20 protein-coding genes are annotated in these 22,665 nt (G+C 65.5%); 13 read left to right on the top strand and 7 right to left on the bottom strand.

What is annotated here, in order from left to right; all coding sequences use genetic code 11:
• Nucleotides 1–14: 14 nt before the first annotated feature.
• The 3 genes from ACZ47F_RS13070 to ACZ47F_RS13060 form a co-directional block, all read right to left on the bottom strand.
• Nucleotides 15–1,667: a PhoH family protein gene (locus ACZ47F_RS13070; protein ID WP_464925120.1), complete on the bottom strand. Its 1,653-nt coding sequence runs from the start codon at nucleotides 1,665–1,667 to the stop codon at nucleotides 15–17.
• 231 nt (nucleotides 1,668–1,898) lie between these two features.
• Entirely contained in the window at nucleotides 1,899–2,363 is a 465-nt protein-coding gene (locus tag ACZ47F_RS13065; protein ID WP_464925119.1) for a peroxiredoxin, read from the bottom strand.
• Between the two features lie 120 nt (nucleotides 2,364–2,483).
• A complete protein-coding gene (locus ACZ47F_RS13060; RefSeq protein WP_464925118.1) occupies nucleotides 2,484–2,858 on the bottom strand; it encodes an Mth938-like domain-containing protein in 375 nt (124 codons plus the stop codon).
• Nucleotides 2,859–3,067: 209 nt separating this feature from the next.
• Between ACZ47F_RS13060 and ACZ47F_RS13055 the strand changes: the two genes are divergently transcribed.
• From ACZ47F_RS13055 to ACZ47F_RS13005, 11 genes are all read left to right on the top strand, one after another.
• Nucleotides 3,068–4,303 carry a pyridoxal phosphate-dependent aminotransferase gene (locus ACZ47F_RS13055; protein ID WP_464925117.1) on the top strand — a complete coding sequence of 412 codons (1,236 nt, stop codon included), beginning with the start codon at nucleotides 3,068–3,070 and terminating at the stop codon, nucleotides 4,301–4,303.
• A gap of 16 nt (nucleotides 4,304–4,319) precedes the next feature.
• Nucleotides 4,320–5,630, top strand: coding sequence for a homoserine dehydrogenase (locus ACZ47F_RS13050; RefSeq protein WP_464925116.1), 1,311 nt, complete (start codon nucleotides 4,320–4,322; stop codon nucleotides 5,628–5,630).
• A 1-nt stretch (nucleotide 5,631) separates the two neighbouring features.
• Nucleotides 5,632–7,071 (top strand): threonine synthase, encoded by a 1,440-nt coding sequence (thrC, locus tag ACZ47F_RS13045; RefSeq protein WP_464925115.1) that lies wholly within the window; start codon nucleotides 5,632–5,634, stop codon nucleotides 7,069–7,071.
• Nucleotides 7,072–7,590: a molybdopterin-guanine dinucleotide biosynthesis protein B gene (gene mobB / locus ACZ47F_RS13040; RefSeq protein WP_464925114.1), complete on the top strand. Its 519-nt coding sequence runs from the start codon at nucleotides 7,072–7,074 to the stop codon at nucleotides 7,588–7,590.
• The gene (locus tag ACZ47F_RS13035; protein WP_464925113.1) at nucleotides 7,590–8,822 is read left to right on the top strand and encodes a molybdopterin molybdotransferase MoeA; all 1,233 of its coding nucleotides are present in this window, start codon (nucleotides 7,590–7,592) and stop codon (nucleotides 8,820–8,822) included. Before mobB ends, ACZ47F_RS13035 begins: the two co-directional genes overlap by 1 nt.
• A 3-nt stretch (nucleotides 8,823–8,825) precedes the next feature.
• Nucleotides 8,826–9,083, top strand: coding sequence for a molybdopterin converting factor subunit 1 (gene moaD, locus ACZ47F_RS13030; protein WP_464925112.1), 258 nt, complete (start codon nucleotides 8,826–8,828; stop codon nucleotides 9,081–9,083).
• Nucleotides 9,084–9,087: 4 nt separating this feature from the next.
• Nucleotides 9,088–9,579: a molybdopterin synthase catalytic subunit MoaE gene (moaE, locus tag ACZ47F_RS13025; protein WP_464925111.1), complete on the top strand. Its 492-nt coding sequence runs from the start codon at nucleotides 9,088–9,090 to the stop codon at nucleotides 9,577–9,579.
• 229 nt (nucleotides 9,580–9,808) lie between these two features.
• Entirely contained in the window at nucleotides 9,809–10,021 is a 213-nt protein-coding gene (locus tag ACZ47F_RS13020; RefSeq protein WP_464925110.1) for a DUF3311 domain-containing protein, read from the top strand.
• Between the two features lie 4 nt (nucleotides 10,022–10,025).
• Nucleotides 10,026–11,564, top strand: coding sequence for a monocarboxylate uptake permease MctP (gene mctP, locus ACZ47F_RS13015; protein ID WP_464925109.1), 1,539 nt, complete (start codon nucleotides 10,026–10,028; stop codon nucleotides 11,562–11,564).
• 217 nt (nucleotides 11,565–11,781) lie between these two features.
• Entirely contained in the window at nucleotides 11,782–12,180 is a 399-nt protein-coding gene (locus ACZ47F_RS13010; protein WP_464925108.1) for an MAPEG family protein, read from the top strand.
• Nucleotides 12,173–13,426 (top strand): CaiB/BaiF CoA transferase family protein, encoded by a 1,254-nt coding sequence (locus ACZ47F_RS13005; protein WP_464925107.1) that lies wholly within the window; start codon nucleotides 12,173–12,175, stop codon nucleotides 13,424–13,426. The genes ACZ47F_RS13010 and ACZ47F_RS13005 overlap by 8 nt, the downstream gene beginning before the upstream one ends.
• Before the next feature lie 35 nt (nucleotides 13,427–13,461).
• On the opposite strand, the gene ACZ47F_RS13000 is transcribed toward ACZ47F_RS13005, so the two are convergent.
• Nucleotides 13,462–15,099, bottom strand: a complete 1,638-nt coding sequence (locus tag ACZ47F_RS13000) for a transglycosylase SLT domain-containing protein (RefSeq protein ID WP_464925106.1) — start codon at nucleotides 15,097–15,099, stop codon at nucleotides 13,462–13,464.
• A gap of 57 nt (nucleotides 15,100–15,156) precedes the next feature.
• Complete coding sequence (gene gloB / locus ACZ47F_RS12995) at nucleotides 15,157–15,975, bottom strand: hydroxyacylglutathione hydrolase (RefSeq protein WP_464925105.1); 819 nt, start codon at nucleotides 15,973–15,975, stop codon at nucleotides 15,157–15,159.
• On the opposite strand from gloB, the gene ACZ47F_RS12990 reads away from it, so the two are divergent.
• Together ACZ47F_RS12990 and rnhA are read left to right on the top strand one after the other, a co-directional pair.
• Nucleotides 15,970–16,884 (top strand): class I SAM-dependent methyltransferase, encoded by a 915-nt coding sequence (locus ACZ47F_RS12990; RefSeq protein WP_464925104.1) that lies wholly within the window; start codon nucleotides 15,970–15,972, stop codon nucleotides 16,882–16,884. The two genes, gloB and ACZ47F_RS12990, sit on opposite strands and share 6 nt — an antisense overlap.
• Before the next feature lie 8 nt (nucleotides 16,885–16,892).
• Nucleotides 16,893–17,348 (top strand): ribonuclease HI, encoded by a 456-nt coding sequence (gene rnhA / locus ACZ47F_RS12985; RefSeq protein WP_464925103.1) that lies wholly within the window; start codon nucleotides 16,893–16,895, stop codon nucleotides 17,346–17,348.
• 70 nt (nucleotides 17,349–17,418) lie between these two features.
• Here rnhA and ACZ47F_RS12980 read toward each other — a convergent pair whose 3' ends face one another.
• Nucleotides 17,419–17,502, bottom strand: coding sequence for a hypothetical protein (locus ACZ47F_RS12980; RefSeq protein WP_464926644.1), 84 nt, complete (start codon nucleotides 17,500–17,502; stop codon nucleotides 17,419–17,421).
• 197 nt (nucleotides 17,503–17,699) lie between these two features.
• A complete protein-coding gene (locus ACZ47F_RS12975) occupies nucleotides 17,700–22,664 on the bottom strand; it encodes an amino acid adenylation domain-containing protein (protein ID WP_464925102.1) in 4,965 nt (1,654 codons plus the stop codon).
• Nucleotide 22,665 lies beyond the last annotated feature (1 nt).

Here is a 22,665-nt window from a genome sequence, read left to right as displayed (position 1 = left end):
AACCCGGCAGTTGCTCACAGCACCTCGCTGGCGTAGTCGGCCAGTCGGCTGCGCTCGCCGCGGGCGAGGGTGACATGGCCGCTGTGCGCCCAGCCCTTGAAGCGGTCGACGACATAGGTCATGCCGGAGCTCCCTTCTGTCAGATACGGGGTGTCGATCTGCGCGATATTGCCCATGCACACCAGCTTGGTACCTGGCCCGGCGCGGGTGATCAGTGTTTTCATCTGCTTGGGCGTGAGGTTCTGTGCCTCGTCGATGATGACGTATTTGTTCAGGAAGGTGCGCCCGCGCATGAAGTTCAGACTCTTGATCTTGATCTTCGAGCGGATGAGTTCCTGCGTGGCCGCGCGGCCCCATTCGCCACCGGGATTGCCGCCTTCGCTCTGGTTGAGCACTTCGAGGTTGTCGTCGAGCGCTCCCATCCACGGGCCCATCTTCTCCTCCTCTGTGCCCGGCAAGTAGCCGATGTCCTCACCCACCGGCACGGTAACGCGGGTGACGATGATCTCGTTGTAGCGCCGCGCATCGAGTACCTGTGACAGGCCGGCAGCCAGTGCCAGCAGCGTTTTGCCGGTACCTGCCTGTCCGGCCAGGGTGACAAAGTCGACCTCCGGATCCATCAGCAGGTTGAGCGCGAAATTCTGCTCGCGGTTGCGCGCGGTCACGCCCCAGACCGCGTTTTTCTGGTGGGTGTGGTCGCGCATGACCTGCAGCACCGCGGTGTTGCCGCGGATTTCCTTGACCCGCGCATACAGCGGTGGGGCGCTGCCGTTTTCCCAGTACACCGCCTGGTTGACCAGCATCTGGCGGACGAACTTGCCCTGTACGCGGTAGTAGGTCTGCCCGCCTTGCTGCCAGCTCTCCACCAATTTGGCCTGCCGCTCCCAGAAATCCAGCGGCAGCGCCATCATGCCGGTGTAGAGCAGGTCGACATCGTCAAGCGTCTTGTCGTTGGCGTAATCCTCGGCATGCAGCCCCAGAGCGCGGGCCTTGACCCGCATATTGATGTCCTTGGACACCAACACCACCGGCCGGTCGGTGTGGATGCGGGTGAGGTCCTGCAGCACAGCCAGAATCTGGTTGTCCGCCTTGCCCTGCGGCAAGGCGATGGGCAATTCCACGTCGTGCGCGCGGGTCTGGAAGAACAGGCGGCCTCTGGCTTCGGTGTGGCCGGTGCGGTTCAGCGCAATGCCCTGGTCGATGCCGCTGCCGGTGTCGGCCACCAGCGCGTCGAGTTCCCGACTGACCTGGCGGCCGTTGCGCGCCACTTCCGACAGCCCTTTCTTGTGACTGTCGAGTTCCTCCAGGGTGACCATCGGCAGGTAGATGTCGTGCTCCTCGAAGCGGTAGAGTGACATCGGGTCGTGCAGCAGCACATTGGTGTCGAGCACGAACAGCTTGGTCGGCTCGGTACGGGCGACGGTGTGGCGTGCCGCTGCAGGCTTAGCATCCGCCAGGCGCGAGGCAGCAGCGTCGGCCAGCGTCTTGGCCTGGGGTCTGTCGGGCGGCAGCGCGGCCGCAGTGGGCAGCGGGCCGGTGGATGCCGTCTTGGGTTCGGCTGCAGCGTGGCTGCGCCCGGAACTCCGTGTGCGGGCTGCGACCGGGGTGGCCTTCGCGGTCTTTGCGGGCAGGCTGCCCATCGACTTTGGTGGAGGAGGCAGAGGCATGAGCAGACGGTCGGATCAGTGGAGTTGGAGGAGGGCCGCCGCACGCGCGGCGTGCACAACAAAACGCCGCCGACTGTCCGGAAACAGTGTGGCGGCGATCTGGGGCATATCGTCTTGGGCGGACAGCGTTGGTGCGCTGTCGAGCCAATTGGGATGTGGCGTTTGGGCTGCGTGAACGCGTGGCGTGCTGTGGGAACGAATGTTCAAGACGCAGTGCCGTGCTGGATTGGTTCAGAGTTTTTGCACGACCTCGAGCACTTCGTCCACATGCCCGGGTACCTTAACGCCGCGCCATTCCTGGCGGAGCACACCTTCAGTATCGATGACGAAGGTGCTGCGCTCGATGCCCTTGACCTTCTTGCCGTACATGATCTTGTTCTTGACCACGCCGAACATGTGGCAGAGTTTTTCTTCCGTGTCGGCGATCAGGTCGAAGGGCAGTTCGAGGTGGGCCTTGAACCGTTCGTGCGACTGGAGGTTGTCGCGCGAAATGCCGAAAATGACGGCATTGGCCTGCTCGAACGCGGCGTAGTGATCGCGAAAGTGCATCGACTCGGTGGTGCAACCGGGTGTCATGTCTTTGGGGTAGAAGTAGAGAACAATTTTTTTGCCCAGATAGTTTTTCGGGCTGAATTGCACGCCACTGGTGGCGGCGGCTTCGAAATCGGGAACCACTTTATTCAAGACCAAAGCCATGAAGTCTCCTGCTGGGCTGCTTCTGCGTTTCGCCCGCCGCTGGGTGAGGGATCCGGATGGTCGCGGGAGCAAACGGTCGGACGAAAAGCGTTATTTTATCTTGCGGCGCAAAATCCGGCCTCATTCGACGATCAGCGCAACCAGAACCCGACGCCCTTCGCCGGCTAGGATGTTGTAGGTGCGACAGGCCGCGGCCGTGTCCATGACTTCCCAGCCGATGCGCCGCGCAATGAGCTGGCGCATCAGCGCGGGGGCGAGCATGTGCTGGCGCGCGCCGGTACCGATGAGCACCAGTTCTGGCAGCGGCTCTGTCAGCAGCATGTCGATGTGGGCGGGCTGCAGCGCGTCGATATCGGCAACGTCCCACGGGCGCGGCGCCAGCTGTGGGGCGAACATGCAGGCCGTGGTCTGCCGCACGCCGTTGACCTCGACATAACCCGGCCCGTAGGCCGAGACCATCTGTGTGTCAGGGGAGAAATCGGGCTGGAGCTTCATGGCGGCTGAGGAGGGACTTGCCGGTTGCCCTGTCGCGCCATGCACCGCGCAATCCGGGGCGATGCAAAAGGCGAATCAGCAGAACGAGGTAAATTATAGGGTTCGCTCCAGCTCGGGCCGGAGCGGAGACAGCAGCGGTTACGGGGTCTGGGCAGTGCATGCGCTGCGCCAGTGAGAGCGCGTGGTGAAGTCGATCGAGTGAGGTGCTTGTGCGCGAATTTCGCAAATCCGACAAATTGGCCGATGTCTGTTACGACATCCGCGGGCCGGTGCTCGAGAAGGCCCGGCAGATGGAGGAGGACGGTCATCGCATCATCAAGCTCAACATCGGCAACCTCGCGCCGTTCGGCCTGGAGCCGCCCGAGGAGATCGTGCAGGACATGATCCACAACCTGCCGGGCGCGGCCGGTTACACCGATTCCAAGGGGCTTTTTGCGCCGCGCAAGGCGATCGTGCACTACACGCAGGAAAAAGGCATCTCCGGAGTGACGATCGACGATGTGTTCCTCGGCAACGGCGCGTCCGAGCTGATCAACATGGCGATGAACGCGCTGCTGAACGATGGCGACGAGGTGCTGATCCCGGCGCCCGACTATCCGCTCTACACCGCCTCGGTGGCGCTGTCCGGCGGCACGCCGGTGCACTACATCTGCGACGAGCAGGCGGACTGGTACCCGGACATCGCCGACATCCGCCGCAAGATCACGACCAATACCCGCGCGATCGTGGTCATCAACCCGAACAACCCGACCGGTGCGCTTTACCCGCGCGAGCTGCTCGAAGATATCGTGGAAGTGGCGCGCGAGCACGATCTGATCGTGTTTGCCGATGAGATCTACGACAAGATGCTCTACGACGGCAACACGCACACGAGCATCGCCTCGCTTGCCGATGACGTGCTGTTCGTCACCTTCAACGGTTTGTCGAAAAACTACCGCTCCTGCGGCTATCGCTCGGGCTGGATGGTGGTTTCCGGCGACAAGCGGCGCGCGCGCGACTACATCGAAGGCTTGACCATGCTGGCGTCGATGCGGCTGTGCGCCAATACGCCCGGGCAGTTGGCAATCCAGACGGCGCTGGGCGGCTACCAGAGCATTAAGGATCTGGTCGCGCCGGACGGCAGGCTGTCAAAGCAGCGCGATCTGGCGTACGGTCTGCTGTCGCAAATCCCGGGGCTCGAGGTGGTCAAGCCCAAGGCCACGCTGTACATGTTCCCGCGGCTCGATCCGAAGGTTTACCCGATCAGCGACGATCAGCAGTTCGCCTATGACCTGCTGGCGCAGGAAAAGGTGTTGATCGTGCAGGGCACCGGGTTCAATTGGCCACAGCCCGACCATTTCCGCCTGGTGTTCCTGCCAAATGTCGACGATTTGACCGATGCCATCGGTCGCATCGCCCGTTTTCTCGATCAGGCTCGAAAGCGCACCCGCGCGTCTGCCGTCTGACCTTCTGCACAACCCGATGAAACCTCTACGTATTGCCCTGCTGGGCGCCGGCACTGTGGCTGGCGGTGTGGTCAAGGTGCTCTCGCGCAACCAGGACGAAATCAAGCGGCGCGCCGGACGTGGGATCGAGGTTGCCGTCGTCGCCGCGCGCAATCCTGACAAGGCGCGCGCCGCGCTCGGCACCGCGCTGCCGATCACGACCGATTTCGATGCGGTCGTGCGGCGCCCCGACATCGACATCGTCGTCGAGCTGATCGGCGGGCTCGACCCGGCGCAGCGACTGGTGCGCGCCGCCATCGACGCCGGCAAGCATGTCGTCACCGCGAACAAGGCGCTGCTTGCTTGGCACGGCAACGAACTGTTCGCTGCGGCGCAGGAGCGTGGCGTGATGGTCGCGTTCGAGGCGGCGGTGGCCGGCGGTGTGCCGATCATCAAGGCGGTGCGCGAGGGGCTGGCGGGCAACCACATCGAGTGGATCGCCGGCATCATCAACGGCACGACCAATTTCATCCTGTCGGAAATGCGCGATAAGGGCCTGGACTTTGCGGGCGCACTGGCGAAGGCGCAGGCACTCGGCTATGCAGAGGCCGATCCAACGCTCGACATCGAAGGCATCGATGCGGCGCACAAGATCACCCTGCTGTGCTCGCTGGCGTTCGGCGTGCCGGTGCAGTTCGCCAAGGCCTATGTCGAAGGCATCAGCGCGCTGCAGCTGGCCGACATCGCCTACGCCGGGCAGCTCGGCTACCGCGTCAAGCTGCTTGGCATCACCAAGCGCACGCCGCAAGGCATCGAGTTGCGCGTGCACCCGACGCTGATCCCGGCGACCCGGCTGATTGCCAATGTCGAGGGCGCGATGAACGCGGTCGTCGTCCACGGCGATGCGGTCGGGCCGACGCTCTACTACGGCAAGGGCGCTGGCGCCGAGCCGACCGCCTCGGCCGTGATTGCCGATCTGGTCGATGTCACCCGACTGCACACCGCCGACCCAGAGCACCACGTGCCGCATCTGGCGTTTCAGCCCGAGGCGATGCGCGACGAGACGATCCTGCCGATGGAGCAGGTGGTGACTGCTTACTACCTGCGGCTGCGCGTGGCCGACCGCGCTGGCGTGCTCGCCGACCTGGCACGTATCCTCGCCGACGAGGGGATCTCGATTGGTGCGCTGATCCAGCGCGAGGCCGGCGAGGGCGAGCATCAGACCGACCTCATCATCCTCACCCACGACACGCTAGAGCAGCGGATGAACGCTGCGATCGCGCGGATGCAGGCGCTAGAGAGCGTCGGCGCGCCGATCGTGCGCATCCGCAAAGAGGAGCTACGCTGACATGCGCTACCTGAGCACCCGCGGCGAGCCCGCCTTGCGCGGTTTTTCCGACATCCTGCTCGAAGGGCTGGCACCCGACGGCGGGCTCTACCTGCCCGAGGCGTATCCGCGCGTCGGCGCGGCGCAACTCGCCCGCTGGCGCGGTCTGACATATGCGGAGCTGGCGTTCGAGGTATTGTCGCTGTTTGCGACCGATATTCCCGAGGACGATTTGCGCGCGATCGTGCGCAAGACCTACACTGCCGAGACCTTTGGCGGGCACGCCGAGATCGTGCCGCTCAAGCCGCTGCGCGGTGACCCTGGCATGGCGCTGCTTGGCCTGTCCGAGGGGCCGACGTTGGCTTTCAAGGACATGGCGATGCAGCTGCTCGGCCACTTGTTCGAGTACGCGCTGGCGCGACAGGGGGCTGAGCTCAACATTCTCGGCGCCACCTCGGGAGACACGGGCAGTGCCGCCGAGTATGCGATGCGCGGCAAGCGCGGCATCCGCGTGTTCATGCTCTCGCCGTTCGGCAAGATGAGCGTGTTCCAAACGGCGCAGATGTATTCGCTTGCCGACCCGAACATCCACAACATCGCGGTGCAGGGTGTGTTTGACGACTGCCAGGATCTAGTCAAGGCGGTGTCGAACGATCTGGACTTCAAACGCCGCTGGCAGATCGGCACGGTCAACTCGATCAACTGGGCGCGGCTGGCCGCGCAGATCGTCTACTACTTCGCCGGCTACTTCGCCGCCACGCGCAGCAACGACGAGCAGGTGAGCTTCACCGTGCCATCGGGCAATTTCGGCAACATCTGTGCCGGACATGTGGCGCGGATGATGGGCCTGCCAATCCGCAAGCTGGTGCTTGCGACCAACGAAAACGACGTGCTCGACGAGTTTTTCCGCACCGGTGTCTACCGTCCGCGAAAATCGACCGAAACGCAACACACCTCCAGTCCCTCGATGGACATTTCCAAGGCGTCGAACTTCGAGCGTTTCGTCTTCGACCTGCTCGGCCGTGATGCGTCGCGTGTGCGCAAGCTGTTCGCCGGGGACTTGCCGCAGCGCGGCATGTTCGATCTGTCGTCTGACCCGGCGTTCGCCCAGGTGGGCAGCGTTTACGGCTTTGCCTCCGGGTGCAGCGCGCACGCATACCGGCTGCAGACCATCCGCAGCGTCTGGGAAGGCAGCGGCGTGCTGATCGACACGCACACCGCCGACGGCGTCAAGGTCGCGCGCGAGCACGTCGAGCCCGGAGTGCCGATGCTCGTGCTCGAGACCGCGCAGCCCGCCAAATTCGCGCAGACCATCGTCGAGGCGGTCGGCATCGCGCCGCCGCGACCGGCTGGGCTGGACGACCTGGAAAAACGCCCGCAGCGCTTCGTCGTCATGCCGGTCGACGTCGATGCGGTCAAAACCTATATCGCCACGCATTGCGGCGCTGCCGCGCTGGGCTGAATGCGCGTCGTTGGCTTTGCCGGGTACTCGGGCAGTGGCAAGACCACGCTGGTCGAAACGCTGGTCCAGCATTTGGTGCGCGAAGGATTGCGCGTGTCGGTGCTCAAGCACGCGCATCACCGCTTCGACATCGACCATCCGGGCAAGGACACCTGGCGGCACCGGCAGGCGGGGGCGTATGAGGTGCTCGCCGCGTCGGATACGATGATTGCGCTGCAAAGGCGATTGGTGCCGCCGCGCACGCCCGACGTGCATGAACTGCTGGCGATGCTCGACGCCAGTGCCGACTGGGTGCTCGTCGAGGGCTTCAAATACGCGCCGCTGCGCAAGATCGAGGTTTGGCGCGCGAGCACCGGACGGCCGGTGTGCTACCCGGACGATCCGCTGATCTGCGCGGTCGCGACCGACTCTGCAGTGCAACTGCCGCCGCCAGCTCCCGCTGTCGTCCTCGACATCAACGCACCGCAGGCGGTGGCCGGCTGGTTGTTGGACAATGCAACCCTCTTTGGGTATCCGTGATGAACAAGCCTGCATCTCCTCTGCTCGATGCCGATGTCGCGCTCGAACGGCTGCATGCCGCCGCGTCCGTCCTGCCGGATGTGCAGACTCTGTCGCTGGCTGCCGCGCTCGGCCGTGTGCTCGCCGCGGACGTGTGCTCGGCGATCGATGTGCCGCCGGCGGACAACACCGCGATGGACGGCTACGCGCTGCGCTGCGCCGATGTGCCGTCGGCCGGGACGCGCCTGCCGGTCAGCCAGCGTATCCCAGCGGGCAGCGTGCCGCAGCCGCTGCAGCCCGGCACCGCGGCCCGGATTTTTACCGGCGGCTTGATTCCGTCCGGGGCGGATGCGGTCGTGCCGCAGGAGCAATGCACCGCGCAAGAGCATGCGGTGCGGATCGACATCGTGCCGAGCTGCGGCGACTGGGTGCGCCGGCGCGGGCTTGATGTGCAGGCCGGCAGCATCGTGCTCGCCGCGGGGCAGCGGCTGCGGCCGCAGGATCTGGGGCTGGCCGCCTCGGTCGGTGTCGCGCAGGTGACGGTGCGACGCAGGCCGCGGGTGGCGGTGCTGTTCACCGGTGATGAACTGGCGATGCCGGGTGAACCGCTGCGGCCCGGGGCGATCTACAACTCTAACCGCTTTGTCATTCAGGCCTTGCTGCAGGCCGCGGGCTGTGAGGTCAGCGACTTCGGCATCGTTCCTGATCGGCTTGACGCCACGCGTGCAGTCATGCGCCAGGCCGCAGAGGGACATGACCTGATCGTCTCCACCGGCGGCATGTCGGTCGGCGAGGAAGATCATGTCAAGCCCGCAGTGCAGGCCGAGGGGGCGCTCGATCTGTGGCAGATCGCGATCAAGCCGGGCAAGCCGCTGGCCTTCGGCCATGTGCGCCGCAGCGGCGACGGTATGGCGGCATTCATCGGCCTGCCGGGCAATCCGGTTTCGAGCTTCGTCACCTTTTTGTTGTTCGTGCGACCCTTCCTGCTGGCGATACAAGGTGCGGCGCAGACCGCGCCGGTGGCGCTGCCGGTGCGCGCCGCGTTCGACTGGCCGCGGCCCGACAAGCGGCGTGAGTTTTTGCGGGTGCGGCTCAATGCCGCGGGCGAAGCCGAGCTGTTCCCGTCGCAGAATGCGGCGGTGCTGACCTCGACCGTCTGGGCCGACGGTTTGGTCGACAACCCGGCGCAGCAGCCGATCGCGCGCGGCGACGTCGTTCGCTACCTGCCGTTTTGTTCGCTTCTCTCGGGCTGAGCCATGCAAGTGCAGGTGCGTTACTTTGCCAGCGTGCGCGAGCGCATCGGCGTCGCGCACGAGGTGGTCGAACCGCCGCAGACGGTGCAGACCGTCGGCGCGTTGCACGACTGGCTGCGCGCACTCGACGCGCCGCATGCACAGGCGCTTGCCGCTGACAAGCCGCTGCGGGTGGCTTGCAACCAAGTGATGTGCGATGCGCAGACTGCGCTGACGCCTGGCTGCGAAGTCGCGTTCTTTCCACCGGTGACCGGAGGGTGAGCGCATGGGGGCGGTGAATATCCGCATCCAGACCGATCCGTTCGACCTCGCGGCCGAGGTGCAGCGGCTGCGTGCCGGGCGAGGCGATGTCGGCGCGATTGCCAGCTTCGTCGGTGTCTGCCGCGATCATCATCCGGGCGAATGTCCACCCGGCTTCGTGCAGGCGATGGAGCTCGAGCACTACCCCGGGATGACCGAGCGCGCGATCGCCAGCATGGTCGAGCAGGCGCAGTCGCGCTGGCCACTGCTTGGCGTGACCGTCATCCATCGCGTAGGCCGGCTGCTGCCCGGCGACGACATCGTGCTCGTTGCCGTGGCCAGCGCGCACCGCAGCGCGGCCTTTGCCGCCTGCGAATTTCTGATGGATTACCTCAAGACGCAGGCCCCGTTTTGGAAGAAGGAGAGCACGCCGGACGGCGGTCGCTGGGTCGACGCCCGCGAATCCGACGACTCCGCACTGCGCCGCTGGGGAATCGAGTCCGACAACGCTGGCTGAACTGGCTGCCTGCGACTGCGGGCCGGTCGCCGCGAATTTTGCGCCGACTCAGGATAAACCCGTACGAACGGTCGTTCATTTTCATTCGGTTGCATCTGTCGCAGAGAGAAACACGCGTTTGTAAACCCGTGAACTAACCTGTGACAGTTCGTGCAGCGGACAAGTCAACCGATGCACAAAATCGAGGCAGCCGCCATGAACGCGCTGCCCCAATCTGGAGACCGTTCCCATGTCCCTACCCAAGAAACTCGGCCCGTTGCAGATCATTCTGCTGGCGATTCCCTGCATTGCTGTGCTCGCCGTGCCCTTCTATAACACCCTGGAGCCAAGTCTGTTTGGCATCCCGTTTTTTTACTGGTGGCAGCTCGTGTGGGTGCCGCTGTCTGGGGTGTTCATCGCCATCGTCTACAAAATGGTCGTTCCGGCCGGAAGCGGAGACTGAGGCCATGAACATTGTTGCAACCGTCGTTTTTGTCGCGCTGTTCATCGGCATCGCGGTGCTGGGTTTTGCCTCTGCGCATTGGCGAAAGGGCGATCTGAATCATCTGCATGAGTGGGGACTGGGCGGGCGCCGCTTCGGCACCTGGATCACCTGGTTCCTGATCGGCGGCGACCTCTACACCGCGTACACCTTTGTCGCGGTGCCTGCGCTGGTTTTCGGCGCCGGGGCGCTGGGCTTTTTTGCGTTGCCGTATACCGTGCTGGTCTATCCGATGGTGTTTGCCATCCTGCCGCGGCTGTGGGTCGTGGCGAAAAAGCACAACTATGTGACTGCGTCGGATTTCGTCGCCGGACGCTACGGCAGCCCCGCGTTGGCGCTGGCCATCGCGGTGACCGGAATCGTCGCCACCATGCCCTACATCGCTCTGCAACTTGTGGGCATCCAGGTGGTGATCGGCGGGCTGGGCTTTTCCACGCAGGGATTGATGGGGGATCTGCCGCTGATCATCGCCTTTGTCATACTTGCGGCGTTCACCTACACCAGCGGCCTACGCGCTCCCGCGTCGATTGCGGTGGTCAAAGACCTGCTGGTGTACATCACGGTGATTGCGCTGATCATCGTCGTGCCGTACAAGCTCGGCGGCTTTGGCAACATCTTTGCCGCGATTCCGAAGGAGCACCTGCTGCTGCCGCCGGTGAAGGACGGCAATCTGGGGTTGCAGTCGTTCTACCCCACACTGGCGTTCGGTTCGGCGCTGGCGCTGATGCTCTACCCGCATGCCACCACCGCGGTGCTTTCGGCCAAGGGGCCGAACACTCTACGCCGTAACTGGGTGCTATTGCCGGCGTACTCGTTCATGCTCGGGTTGATCGCCCTGCTGGGTTACATGGCGTATGCCTCGGGCATTGCCAAGATGCCCGATCTGGCGCCGTACTTCAAGCAATACGGCCCGCAGTTCGCGATGCCTGGGCTGCTGCTGCATTACTTCCCGAGTTGGTTCGTCGGCATCGGCTTTGCTGCGGTGGCCATCGGTGCGCTGGTGCCGGCGGCGATCATGTCGATCGCGGCAGCCAATCTGTTCACCCGCAACATCTACAAGGCTTACATCAACCCCGGGTGCTCGCACTCCAAGGAAACCGACATGGCCAAGCTGGTGTCGCTGATCGTCAAGTTTGGTGCGCTGCTGTTCATCGTATTCCTGCCGTTGACCTATGCGATCCAACTGCAGCTGCTCGGCGGCATTCTGATTCTGCAGACCCTGCCGGCCATCGTCTCTGGCATCTACACCCGCTGGTTCGACGCCAAGGCGCTGTTGCTGGGCTGGGCGGTGGGTCTGGTCTGGGGCATCTGGGCGGCCTCACTCAACGGATTCAAGACCTCGGGCTACGCGCTGCATCTAGCCGGCATGGTGATTCCGGCCTACATCGGGCTATATGCTTTGCTGCTGAACTTTGTCGTGGCGATCGTGGCCACCGTGGTGATTCGCCTGATTGGCGCATCGAACGACGCTGATGCCACGGCCGCTGCGGATTACGCAGGATAACGAACGGCCAAAGCCGCAAGTTCCCTTCCGGCCGGCGGGAAGGGAGTGTGCGGGGTTAGCGGCATGTTGCTTGGCCAGGGCGAGTCCGTCGGGCACGTGTGTTTGTTTGTATCCTGTGCGCTGCGTTTAAGGCGACACTGAATCAGTCCTTGCGATGCGGCCTGGATGCACAGCGCGCAGCGGACTTGTTCAGTGTTGCCCCAACCTGGATACCGCCATGCTACTGACCGCCGTCTTGCTCTTGATCGCTTCGCAACTGCCCATCGTGGCCGCAGGCTTTGCCAAATCCGGGACCTTCCGCGCCGCTGAAAACCGCTACGACAACCACGAACCCCGGCTGTGGCTGGAGCGGCAGACCGATCCGCGCCGCCGCCGGGCCAACGCGGCGCAGGCCAACAGCTTCGAGGCGCTGCCCTTCTTGTTCGCCGCCGCGCTGTTTGCGCTGTTTCTCAAGGCACCGTTGCCGCTGGTCAATGGCTTGCTCGTCGCCTGGCTGGTGCTACGCGCGGTTTACCTCTGGTGCTATCTGAACGACAAGGCCTCTTTGCGATCGCTGGTGTGGTCGCTTGCCCTGTTGGTCAATATTGCCTTGCTGTTTGCGCCGTTTTATGGATGAGAAGACCTGCTGCGCCCCGCGCGGTGCGCTGGACGGCCTGCGGGTGCTCGAACTCGGCAGCTTGATTGCTGGCCCGTTTGCCACACGGCTGCTGGCCGAGTTCGGCGCCGATGTGATCAAGATCGAACCGCCCGCGCGCGGTGACGACCCCGGGGGCGATCCTCTGCGCAGCTGGCGAAAATTGCACCAGGGCGAGTCGCTGTGGTGGGCGGCGCAGGCGCGCAACAAGCGCTGCATCACCCTTGATCTCAAGCACCCCGAAGGCCGCGCGCTAGCGCTTCGACTGGCAGAGCGCGTCGATGTGGTGGTGGAAAACATGCGCCCAGGCGCACTGGAAAAACTCGGTCTGGGCTGGGACGATCTGCGCACGGTCAACCCCAGTCTGGTGATGGTGCGCATCTCCGGTTTTGGCCAGAGCGGGCCGATGGCGCAGCAGCCGGGTTTTGGCGCGATTGCCGAGGCAATGGGCGGAATGCGCTATGTCACCGGCGACCCGGACCTTCCGCCGATGCGGGCCAACCTGTCGCTTGGCGACTCGATCGCCGCGCTGCACGCGGTGATGGGCGCATTGATCGCCCTGCGTCACCGCGATGCCACTGGCGGACGTTGGAACGGCAAGACTGGCGGGCAGGGGCAGCTGGTCGATGTGGCGCTGACCGAGAGCGTGTTCAACATGATGGAGAGCACCCTGATGGAATACAGCTACGACGGCACGGTACGCCAGCGCACCGGCACCAGCATACCGGGCATCACGCCGTCGAATGTGTACCGCAGCAAGGGTGGCGAGTGGGTACAGATTTCGGGCAACGGCGATGCGATTTTCAAGCGGCTGATGCGCGCCATCGGTCGGCCCGACATGGCAGACGACCCTGACCTGGCGCGCAACCCGGGCCGTATGGCGCGGGTCGATGACATCGATGCCGCCATCCAGGACTGGGCCGCGCAGCACGCGCCCGAGGCCATCGTGCAGGCCATGCGTGCTGCCGAGGTGCCCGCAGCGCGCATCTACAGCATTGCCGACATCGTGGCCGATCCGCAGTTCCAGGCCCGCGGCATGATCGAGCGGCATGCCCTGGCAGACGGCAGGCCGATCGACCTGCCCGCGCCAGCGCCGCGGCTGTCGGCCACGCCGGGCGAAACCCGCTGGCTTGGCCCGAAGCTGGGCGCGCATACCGAGGACGTACTGGCCGAACTGGGGCTGGACGCCGCGCAGATCGCTGCGCTGCGGCAGGGCGGCGCGATCTGACGCCGAGCAGGCGCGCCCGACCGGCGCGTCAGGTTCTACTGCCGCGCCAGATAGACCGGGTGCCGGTCGCGGGTCTGCACGTGGTAGTGCAGGTTCTTGCGGTCTTCACGCTGACGCTGCGCCACCTTGGTCGTGCGGCGCACGATCTCCCGGCGTTTGACTTGCGGTCTGCGCTCAGCGACGAGATGCCGCGCCGCCTTGCGCTCGGCCACCACCGGCTGCCGCTGTACCTTGCGTTCAGCCTCGAAAATGCGCGGTGTGTGCGTGACGTAAATGGTGACGAACTGCCCCTTGCGGAATACGCCACGCTCGGATGTGTGGTTCCACTGCGCGACCTGCAGTGGGCTCAGGTGATAGCGGCGCGCCACGCGCTCGACCGAGTCGCCATACTTGCCCACGCGCAGCACCAGACGGCGGCCGGGCGGGGGCTCGGGTGCGAGGGCGAGCACCGCGTTTTCCGCGACCGCGACGCTGACGTTCTTGTTGCCGCCTTCGTCGGTCTTGGGAATGAGCACGGTGGAGCCGGCCTTGATCAGCTGGCGGGCCGGAATGTCGTTGGTATCGCGCAGCATGGATTCGCTCACATCGAGCTCACGCGCCAGTTGTGCGGGCGAGGTCGTGGCCTTGACCGTGTAAGCGGTCCAGGTGGACAGCGGCCCGTTGTACGCCTGCAGCGCTAGCGCGAAATGCGTGGCATTGTCGTAGGGCAGCAGGATGCGCGGATTGGTTGCGCCCAGGATGACCGGCTTGGTGTAGGCCGGGTTGAGCGAGCGGAACTCGGCGGTGGTCATGCCCGCGAGTTTGGCTGCGAGCGATACATCGATGTCGCGAGTGATGACCACGGCCTTGAAGTACGGATGATCAGGGATGTCCGGCAGGGTGATGCCGTATTTGGCCGGGTCGGAGATGATGTTCTTTACCGCCTGCAGCTTGGGGTAGTAGCTGCGGGTCTCACTGGGCATGCGCAGGTCCTGGTAATCGACTGGCAGGTTGTGCGCCTTGTTGTAGGCAATGGCGCGCTGCACACTGCCTTCGCCCCAGTTGTAGGCCGCCAGAGCGATCTGCCAGTCGCCGAACATGTTGTAGAGATTCTGCAGATAGTCGAGCGCGGCGTTGGTCGAGGCCAGCACGCTGCGCCGGTCGTCTTGGAACAGGTTCTGCTTGAGGTTGTAGTGCTTGCCGGTGGATGGAATGAACTGCCACATTCCCACCGCATGCGCCACGGATTTGGCATCGGGGTTGTACGCGCTTTCGATGAACGGCAGCAGCGCCAGCTCGGTGGGCATGCCGCGCTTTTGCACTTCCTGCACGGTGTAGTAGAGATACTTGCGCGCACGCTCGGTCATGCGGGCGACGTAGTCCGGACGGGAGACGTACCACTGCGCCGCCTGCTCGACCAGCGGGCCGTCCATGTCGGGAATGGAAAACCCGGCGCGGATACGCTGCCAGATGTTGGCGTACTGCGGGGTGATGTCCTTGGTGTCGTCCTGCAGCGCGGTCTGCTCGGTTGGCGTGATGCTGTTGCTGGCGACTGTGTCCGCGGTGAGCGGGGTGCCTGGGGCTGCGGAGGCAGTGGAGGCAGTGGAGGGTGAGGGGGAAGAGGCGCTGCTCGACGGGGTGGCGGCTGCTGCAGCTTTTTCCGGGGGAGGGACGGTGGCACATCCGGCGGCCATAGCGACCATTGCACCCAAAGCCCAAAATCGCAGTCGTCTCAGTTGCCCCATCGGTTCTTACCCCTTGAAATCATTTTTCCACTCACGCAGCCAGGCCAGTGCCTGAACCGCGTCCGCGGGCTTGTGGCCCCTGTGCCGTTCCAGCGCCTGCACCACGTCGGGCTGAGCGGTGCGCAAGAACGGATTGATGCTTTTTTCCAGACCGATGGTGCTGGGCAGCGTGGGCAGGCCATGCGCGCGCAGGGCCAGACACCGGGCCTGGTGTGCCACGACCTGAAGATTCGAGGGGTCTACGGCACGGGCAAATTGTAGATTAGAGAGTGTGTACTCGTGTGCACAATTTACTGTCGTATTTTCAGGCAGTTGCGAGAGTTTGTTCAGAGACTGGTGCATTTGTGCCGGGCTTCCTTCGAACAGCCGCCCGCAGCCTGCGGAAAACAGCGTGTCGCCGCAAAACAGCGCAGGCGGCGTGTCCTGCCCGGGGGACAAGACGAAATAGGCGAGATGGCCCAGCGTATGGCCGGGCACGGCGATGACCGCAAAACGCTGCGTCCAGCCTGGCGGCGCGAAGGTCTCGCCGCCGTGCAGCGCATGCGTGCGGCCAGGGATGCGTTCGGCCGCCGGTCCCCACACCGGCACCTGCCCACCGGGGTGGCGGCCGGCGTTCCAGCGCAGAAGCGCGTCGATGCCGCCCACATGGTCGCTGTGGTGGTGGGTGACTAGAATGCCGCGCAGCTCCAGGCCGCCGCGTTCGAGGGCATCGATCACTGGAGCCGCGTCTCCCGGATCGACCACCAAGGTGCGCGGATCGTCCGCTTCGGGCCGAACCAACCAGATGTAGTTATCCCGAAAGGCTGCAAGCGCTTCGATATGCATGGTGACTCCGATTTGTGGCCCGCGATCAGCCTGCAGCAGTGGCTGCAGACGCCCCCCGGGCGCTATGCATTGGCATGGGAGCAGGCGCAGATCGACCGTGTGGTGAGCGATATTTTCGGCTATCACGCGCTGCAATTGGGCAACCCGGCGCTGCACGGGCTGGCGAACAACCGCATGCCCCACCGCTGGCTGGCGATCGACGAGACGGCGGCGCATCAGCCACCGGCGAGCGTGCGCCCGGCCTGCCTGCTGCCCGAGCATTACGGCGGCCAGCCGGTCTATGCCGAGCCGGCGATGGTCGATGCCGCGGGCATGGCCGCCGGCGACGCGCAACATCCTCCGCAAGAATCCCCGCCCGAGCCACAGGCTGCGCCTGCCGAGCATCTGCAGTGCGACTTCACCGCGTTGCCGTTTCCCGCGCAGACGCTCGATCTGGTGGTGCTGCCGCACACTCTGGAATGGGTGGATGACCCGCATGCCTGTCTGCGCGAGGTCGATCGCGTCCTCATGCCCGGCGGGCAAGTGGTGATCAGCGGATTCAACTCCTGGAGCCTGTGGGGCATGCGCCAGCTGCTCGGACGGGTGGGGGGGGGGTGGTATCTGCCGCAACACGGCGAATTCTTCGCCCCCCACCGCGTGCGCGACTGGCTGCGTCTGCTCAGCTTCGAGGTCACGCAAGGCCGCTTTGGCTGCTACCGGCCCGCGCTGTGCTCGCCGCTGTGGTTGCACCGTTGGCGCTTCATGGACAAGGCGGGCGACCGCTGGTGGCCCGTGTTCGGCGCGGTGTACTTTCTCGCTGCGATCAAGCGCGTGCCGTCGATGCGGCTGGTTGGCAAGGTCGAGATGCGCGCCAAGCGACGCGCGCTCGCGCTGCGGCCGTTGGCGCAACGCCGCGCCACCATCTGCTGAACTACCCTATGACCACCGATTTCACCCCCGAAGTGATCATCTACACCGACGGCGCCTGCAAGGGCAACCCCGGCCCCGGCGGCTGGGGCGTGGTGCTGCGCAGCGGCGCGCACCAGAAAACCCTGCACGGCGGCCAGGCGCAGACCACTAACAACCGCATGGAACTGATGGCCGCGATCCAGGCGCTCGAGGCCCTCAAGCGCCCCAGCCGCGTGCTGCTGCACACCGATTCGCAGTATGTGCTCAAGGGCATGACTGAATGGATCGACGGCTGGAAACGCCGCGGCTGGACTACCGCGGACAAAAAGCCGGTGAAAAACGTCGACCTGTGGCAGCGCCTGGAACAGGCCGCCGCCCCGCACACCCTGCGCTGGGTCTGGGTGCGCGGCCACACCGGCGACCCGGGAAACGAACTGGCCGACCAGCTCGCCAACCTCGGCGTGGAAGCGGCAGTGCGGGAATAGCTGGTGCATGGGGGAAGGGGCGTGCCAGCTTGGCCAGCAGTACGGGCAGATGGTCGCGGATGAACGGGCCCTAGGACACCTGTACGGATGGATCACCGAATCGCCTGCGAAAGTCACCGGGTGTCCAGCGCGACAGTGCCGGCCAGTCTCGCACCGAGTCGGCAATCACGACTGGACGATTCTTGCGCACATACTCGTGCAGGAATGTGGCGTATGGCAGCTCGCGCGCTGCACCAGATCGATGTCGCGGGATGGACGGATCTGCAGCGGCTGCGCGCCGGCGCGTGGCTCAGGTTGCATGATGTGGACTCCGAAGGATGAACGGGTTGGACAGGCTCGCCGCACGCGGGGTCAGCTCGCTTGCTGCGTCGACCGGCTCGTCTCTTTCCCGAGCAGGCGTTGCAGCAGGCGCTTTTTGCTGCTGGGCGCGGTCGCTTGGGTGTTGTCGTATTCCAGCGCGATCTGCCGCAAGGAGTCGAACACGTAGTGTCGCGGCCCGAGGCGCTTGCCGGTCTGGGCTTCCATGCGGGACAGGGCCTGCATCACCAGCAGGGAGTGGCCGCCCAGGTCGAAGAAATTATCATGCGGCGCGACCAGCGGCGTGCCAAGCAGTTCGGCCCACAGGCGGGCGAGCTGACGCTCGGTCTCGGTTTGCAGGCCGTCAGCTTGCGCTGCGGTTGGGGCGGATGGCCCGGGTGGAGCGGTCGTTGATGCGGCCTCCGGCGGCGAGGCGGCGGGGCGGGTCGCGCCGCGCAAGGCGGGCAGATCGGCCAAAGGCGTGTACGGCTGAGCCATCGCATCGGCGAGCAACTGGCTGTACTGCGCCAGCCATGCGGCCACACGAGCGGCATCGAACACATCGCTGTTGTAGGTCAGCCCACCGGTCACACCGCCGGGGGTGTTCAGGAACCACAGGCGGACATCCTCTGCCGCGGCGGGTGGATAGATCTTGAGATTTTCCTGCGCGAGCCTTCCCCAGTGGGTGTTGCGCTGCCGCACATCCTGGTAGGAGAAGAAAGATTGGTAGATCGGTGTGCGGCCATCGTCACGCGGTGGGGTGAGCAAACGCAGCAATTGCTCGAACGGTGCATCGGATGCGGCAAAAGCATCCAGAACCACGCCACGCACCTGCCGCACCAGGGATGCAAACGACTGCGCCGGATCCGGCCGGACACGCAGCGGCAGGGCGTTCACGAAGAAGCCCATCACCTTTTCCAGATCGACAGAGGGCCGTCCGCGCACCGGCGTGCCGATGACCAGGTCGGTCTGGCCAGATTGGCGCCACAGCAACGCGGCGAAAGCGGCAAGCAGCGCCATGTAGGGCGTGGCATCGAGTTGCAGCACGAATTGGTGCAGGCGGGTGAACCAGTCGGCCGGCTGATCGAACCAGAGGGTCTGGCCCTGGCCGGTCATGCGCTTGGGGCGTGGCCGGTCGGCGGGCAGATCCAGTGGCGCGGGCAGGGGGGTGAGCCGTTCGCGCCAATACGCCAGCTGACGCTGGAGTTCGGGCGTTTGCAGCCATTGCTGCTGCCATGCGCAGTAGTCGCTGTAGGTCAGGCGAAGTGGCGGCAGGTCTGGGGTGTGGCCCTGCGCAAACGCCGGGTAGAGCGCGGCCAGTTCGTCGTACATGAGATCGAAGGACCAGCCATCCCAGATGATGTGATGCGGCATGAAAAACAGCACATGGTCGTCCTCCGCCAGGCGATACAGTCCCAGCTTGAACAGCGGCAATTCGCCCAGATCGAACACCTCGGCGCAGCGGGCATGCAATTGCCGCATCAGTTCGGCCTCTCGCACGTCGGCCGGCAGGGCCGAGAGATCGTGGATCTTGCCCAGCTGCACATTCAGCGCAGGCGCGACGAGTTGCACGGGTTTGCCATGCTCTTCGACGATCACACTGCGCAGAACGGCTTGACGCGCGATCATGGCGTTGACCGCGCGCTCGAGTGCGGCTACATCGAGCGGGCCGCGCAGGCGGTGGGCCGACGGCGTGTGATGCGTGGGGCGTCCGGGGTCGAGCTGTTCGAGGAACCAGATGCGCCCTTGCTGCAGCGAGGCCGGCGCCACCGACTGTTCGTCGCGGTGTGCAATGGTCTGGGCCTTTGCAGCATCGCCGCGGGCGTGGGCTTCGATCCACTGCGACAAGCGGTCGATGGTCGGCGCATCGAACACAGTATGCATCTGCAGGTCTAGGCCGGTTTGTTCGCGCAGGCGTGCGGCCAGCTGGGCGGCCAGCAGCGAATGGCCGCCCAGCGCAAAAAAGTCGTCATCGAGGGTCAGGTCGCGCAGGTGCAGCACATGTTCCACTGCCTTTGCAACCAGCGTTTGCGTGACGGTCTGCGGCAGTCGGCTCTCGGCCTGGAGCGCCGCGCCCGCGGAGAAGGGCGCAGGCAGCTTCTTGCGGTCGATCTTGCCGTTGGGCAGCAGCGGCAGGCCCCGTAGGGCGATGACATGCTGCGGCACCATGTAGGCTGGCAGGCTGGCAACCAGGTGGGCGCGCAGCTCGGCAGTGGTGGGCGCAGGCTGCCCGTAGGGCGTCACCACATAGGCAACCAGCCGCCCATCGCCCGGTGTGTCTTCGCGCACCAGGGCAACGGCTTGCGCCACGCCGGGATGCTGCGTCAGGTGCGACTCGATGTCGCCCAGCTCGATGCGAAAGCCGCGCAGCTTGACCTGGAAGTCCAGCCGCCCGAGATGTTCGAGCTGTCCGTCGTTGCGCCAGCGGCCGCGGTCGCCGGTGCGGTACAGTCGGGCGCCGGGCTCGGCGGAAAAGGGGTCGGGAATGAAGCGCTCGGCGGTCAGCGCGTCGCGTTTCCAGTAGCCCAGCGCGACACCGGCGCCGCCAATGTGAATTTCCCCGGGCACGCCGATGGGGCATGGTTTGCCCCGCGGATCGAGCACCCAGACCTGGGTGTTGGCAAGCGGCGTGCCGATGGCAATACCCGCGCCGTTGTCCTGCACCCGCCAGCAGGTCGACCAGACCGTGGTCTCGGTCGGGCCGTACATGTTCCAGACTTCGCCGCAGTGGCGCTGCAACTGCCCGGCAAGATCGGTGGGCAGAGGCTCGCCGCCCACCAGGGCCTTGAGCTGGCGGCGCCCCTGCCAGCTTGCGCCCAGCAGCAGGCGCCAGGTGCTCGGCGTGGCCTGCAGGGTCGTGACCGGGTGACGGTCGAGCAGATCGCGCAGGGCAAAGCCGTCTGCGGCCTGCTCCCTGGTCGCCAGCAGTACCGTAGCGCCCACGGCTAGCGGCAGCATAAGTTCGAGCACGGCAATGTCGAACGACAGCGTGGTCACCGCCAGCAGCATGTCGCCAGCCTGCAGGCCAGGCCGGTCGCTCACCGCGAGCAAAAAGTTCACCACGGCGCGGTGCGGCAGCATGACACCCTTGGGCTTGCCGGTGGAGCCGGAGGTGTAGATCATGTACGCCAGTGTGTCGGGCGCGGCGTCGCGCTGCGCGTCTGCCGCAAGCGCCGTGTCGGGCTGAGCGGCGATTTCGGCGGCGTCCGCATCCAGCCACAGACTGCGTGCACGCGGCCAGGGTAGCGCCTCGGCAGTGGTCGATTTGGCGATCAGCAGGGTGAGGTCGGCGTCGTCGGCCATGTCGGCCAGCCGCGTGGAGGGAAAGGCCGGATCCAGTGGCACGTAGCCCGCGCCCGCAACTAGCACGCCGAGCACGGCGGGCAGCATGTCGGCATCGCGGGGCAGGCACAGGCCCACGCGGCAGCCGCGCTGCACGCCGCGTGCGCGCAGTGCATGGGCGATGCGGTACGCCTGCGCCCAGAGCTGGGCATAGGTCAGCGAGGACTCTGCGCAAACCTGCGCAGGGGCTTCAGGGGTGCGAACGGCTTGCGCATGCAGAAGCTGGTGCAGCAGCAGTCCCGGGGGCAGCGGCGAGGCGGTGGCATTGATCCGGGCAAGCCGCTGGCGATCTGCATCGGTGAGGATGTCGATCGCGCCCAGGGGCTGCTCAGGTGTGGCGCAGAGCCGGTCCAGCAGCGCCGCGTAGCTCGCCAGCCAGCGCTGCACGGTGGCGTGGTCGAACAAGGCGACGGCATACTGGCATTCGAGCTGCAAGCTGCCATCGGCCTGCGGTGCTGCGTTGACGAACAGCTCGAAGTTCTCGGCCTGGCGCGGGTTGGACGAGACACTGACCTGCAGCTCGCCGAAGCTGCGCAGGTCGAGCGCCTGATCTAGATTGAACATGACCGGCGCGAGCGGCACGCGCGATGCATCGCGCTCGATCAGCAGCTTTTGCAGCAGGGTGCCGAAGGTGTAGTGTTGGTGCTCGAAGGCATTGAGCACGGCCGACTGCACCGCTGGCAGCGATTGCGACAGCGGCGCGGCAAGGTCGGGATGCAGGCGCAGGGGCAGCAGATTGACGCCGTGACCGACCACCGTGTCGAAACCCGGCAGGGTTTGCCCGGCCGCAGGAACACCCACCACCACCTCGTCATTGCCGGACAGCCGCTGCAGCAAAACGGCGAAGGTGCAGAGCAGTGTGGAGAACAGGCTGACACCCGATTGGGCGCCGAGCTGGCGCACGGCAGCCACCAGCTGCGCAGGCAGCACATGGTCCGCCCGCCGTGAGGTGAACACCCGCGCGGCAGGTCGGGGATGGTCGCAGGCCAGTTCCAGAACGGCAGGCACGCTGGTGTATTGCTCGAGCCAATATGCCTCGTCGGCACGATGGTCCTCGGTGTCTTGCCGTGCGGCCAGCGCCTGGGCAAAGGCGGCGAAGCTCGCGGGTGCGTCTGGCTCGGGCGCCTGCGCACGGTTGGCCAGGTACAGCGCGCCGAGCTCGCGCAGCAGCACACCGAACGACCAGCCGTCGCAGACGATGTGGTGCGCGCTCAGCAGCAGCGCGACATGATCATCGGCCAGTTGCAGCAGCCGGGCGCGAAACAGCGGCCCCTGCTGCAGATCGAAGGGCTGGGCGACCGCCCGCTCGGCGGCCTGGCGCACGGCGCTGTCGCGTTGCTCTGGCGGGAGCCCGCGCAGATCGTCCAGCGGGATGTCGAGCGCGAGGTGCTCGGCGATGAGCAACTGCCGGCCATCGGCGCTAAAGGTGGCACGCAGCGCGTCGTGGCGCTCGGTCAGGCGGCGCACCGCGGCGCCGAGCAGGTGCAAATCGGTGGCGCCGCGCAGATGGAGAGTGACTGACTCGTTGTACGACAGCGTGGCTTCCCCGCCGAGCTGGCAGGCCAGCCAGATTTCGCGTTGCGCCTCGGTGGTGGGCACCACGCGGGCGACGGGGGCGGACTCGGCGAAGGGGTCATAGTCGACCGCCGTTGTGGCTGCGGGGGCATGCGTGTCCATG

The organism is Thiomonas islandica, assembly GCF_055383445.1.
This window is presented reverse-complemented; position numbering and strand designations above follow the sequence as displayed.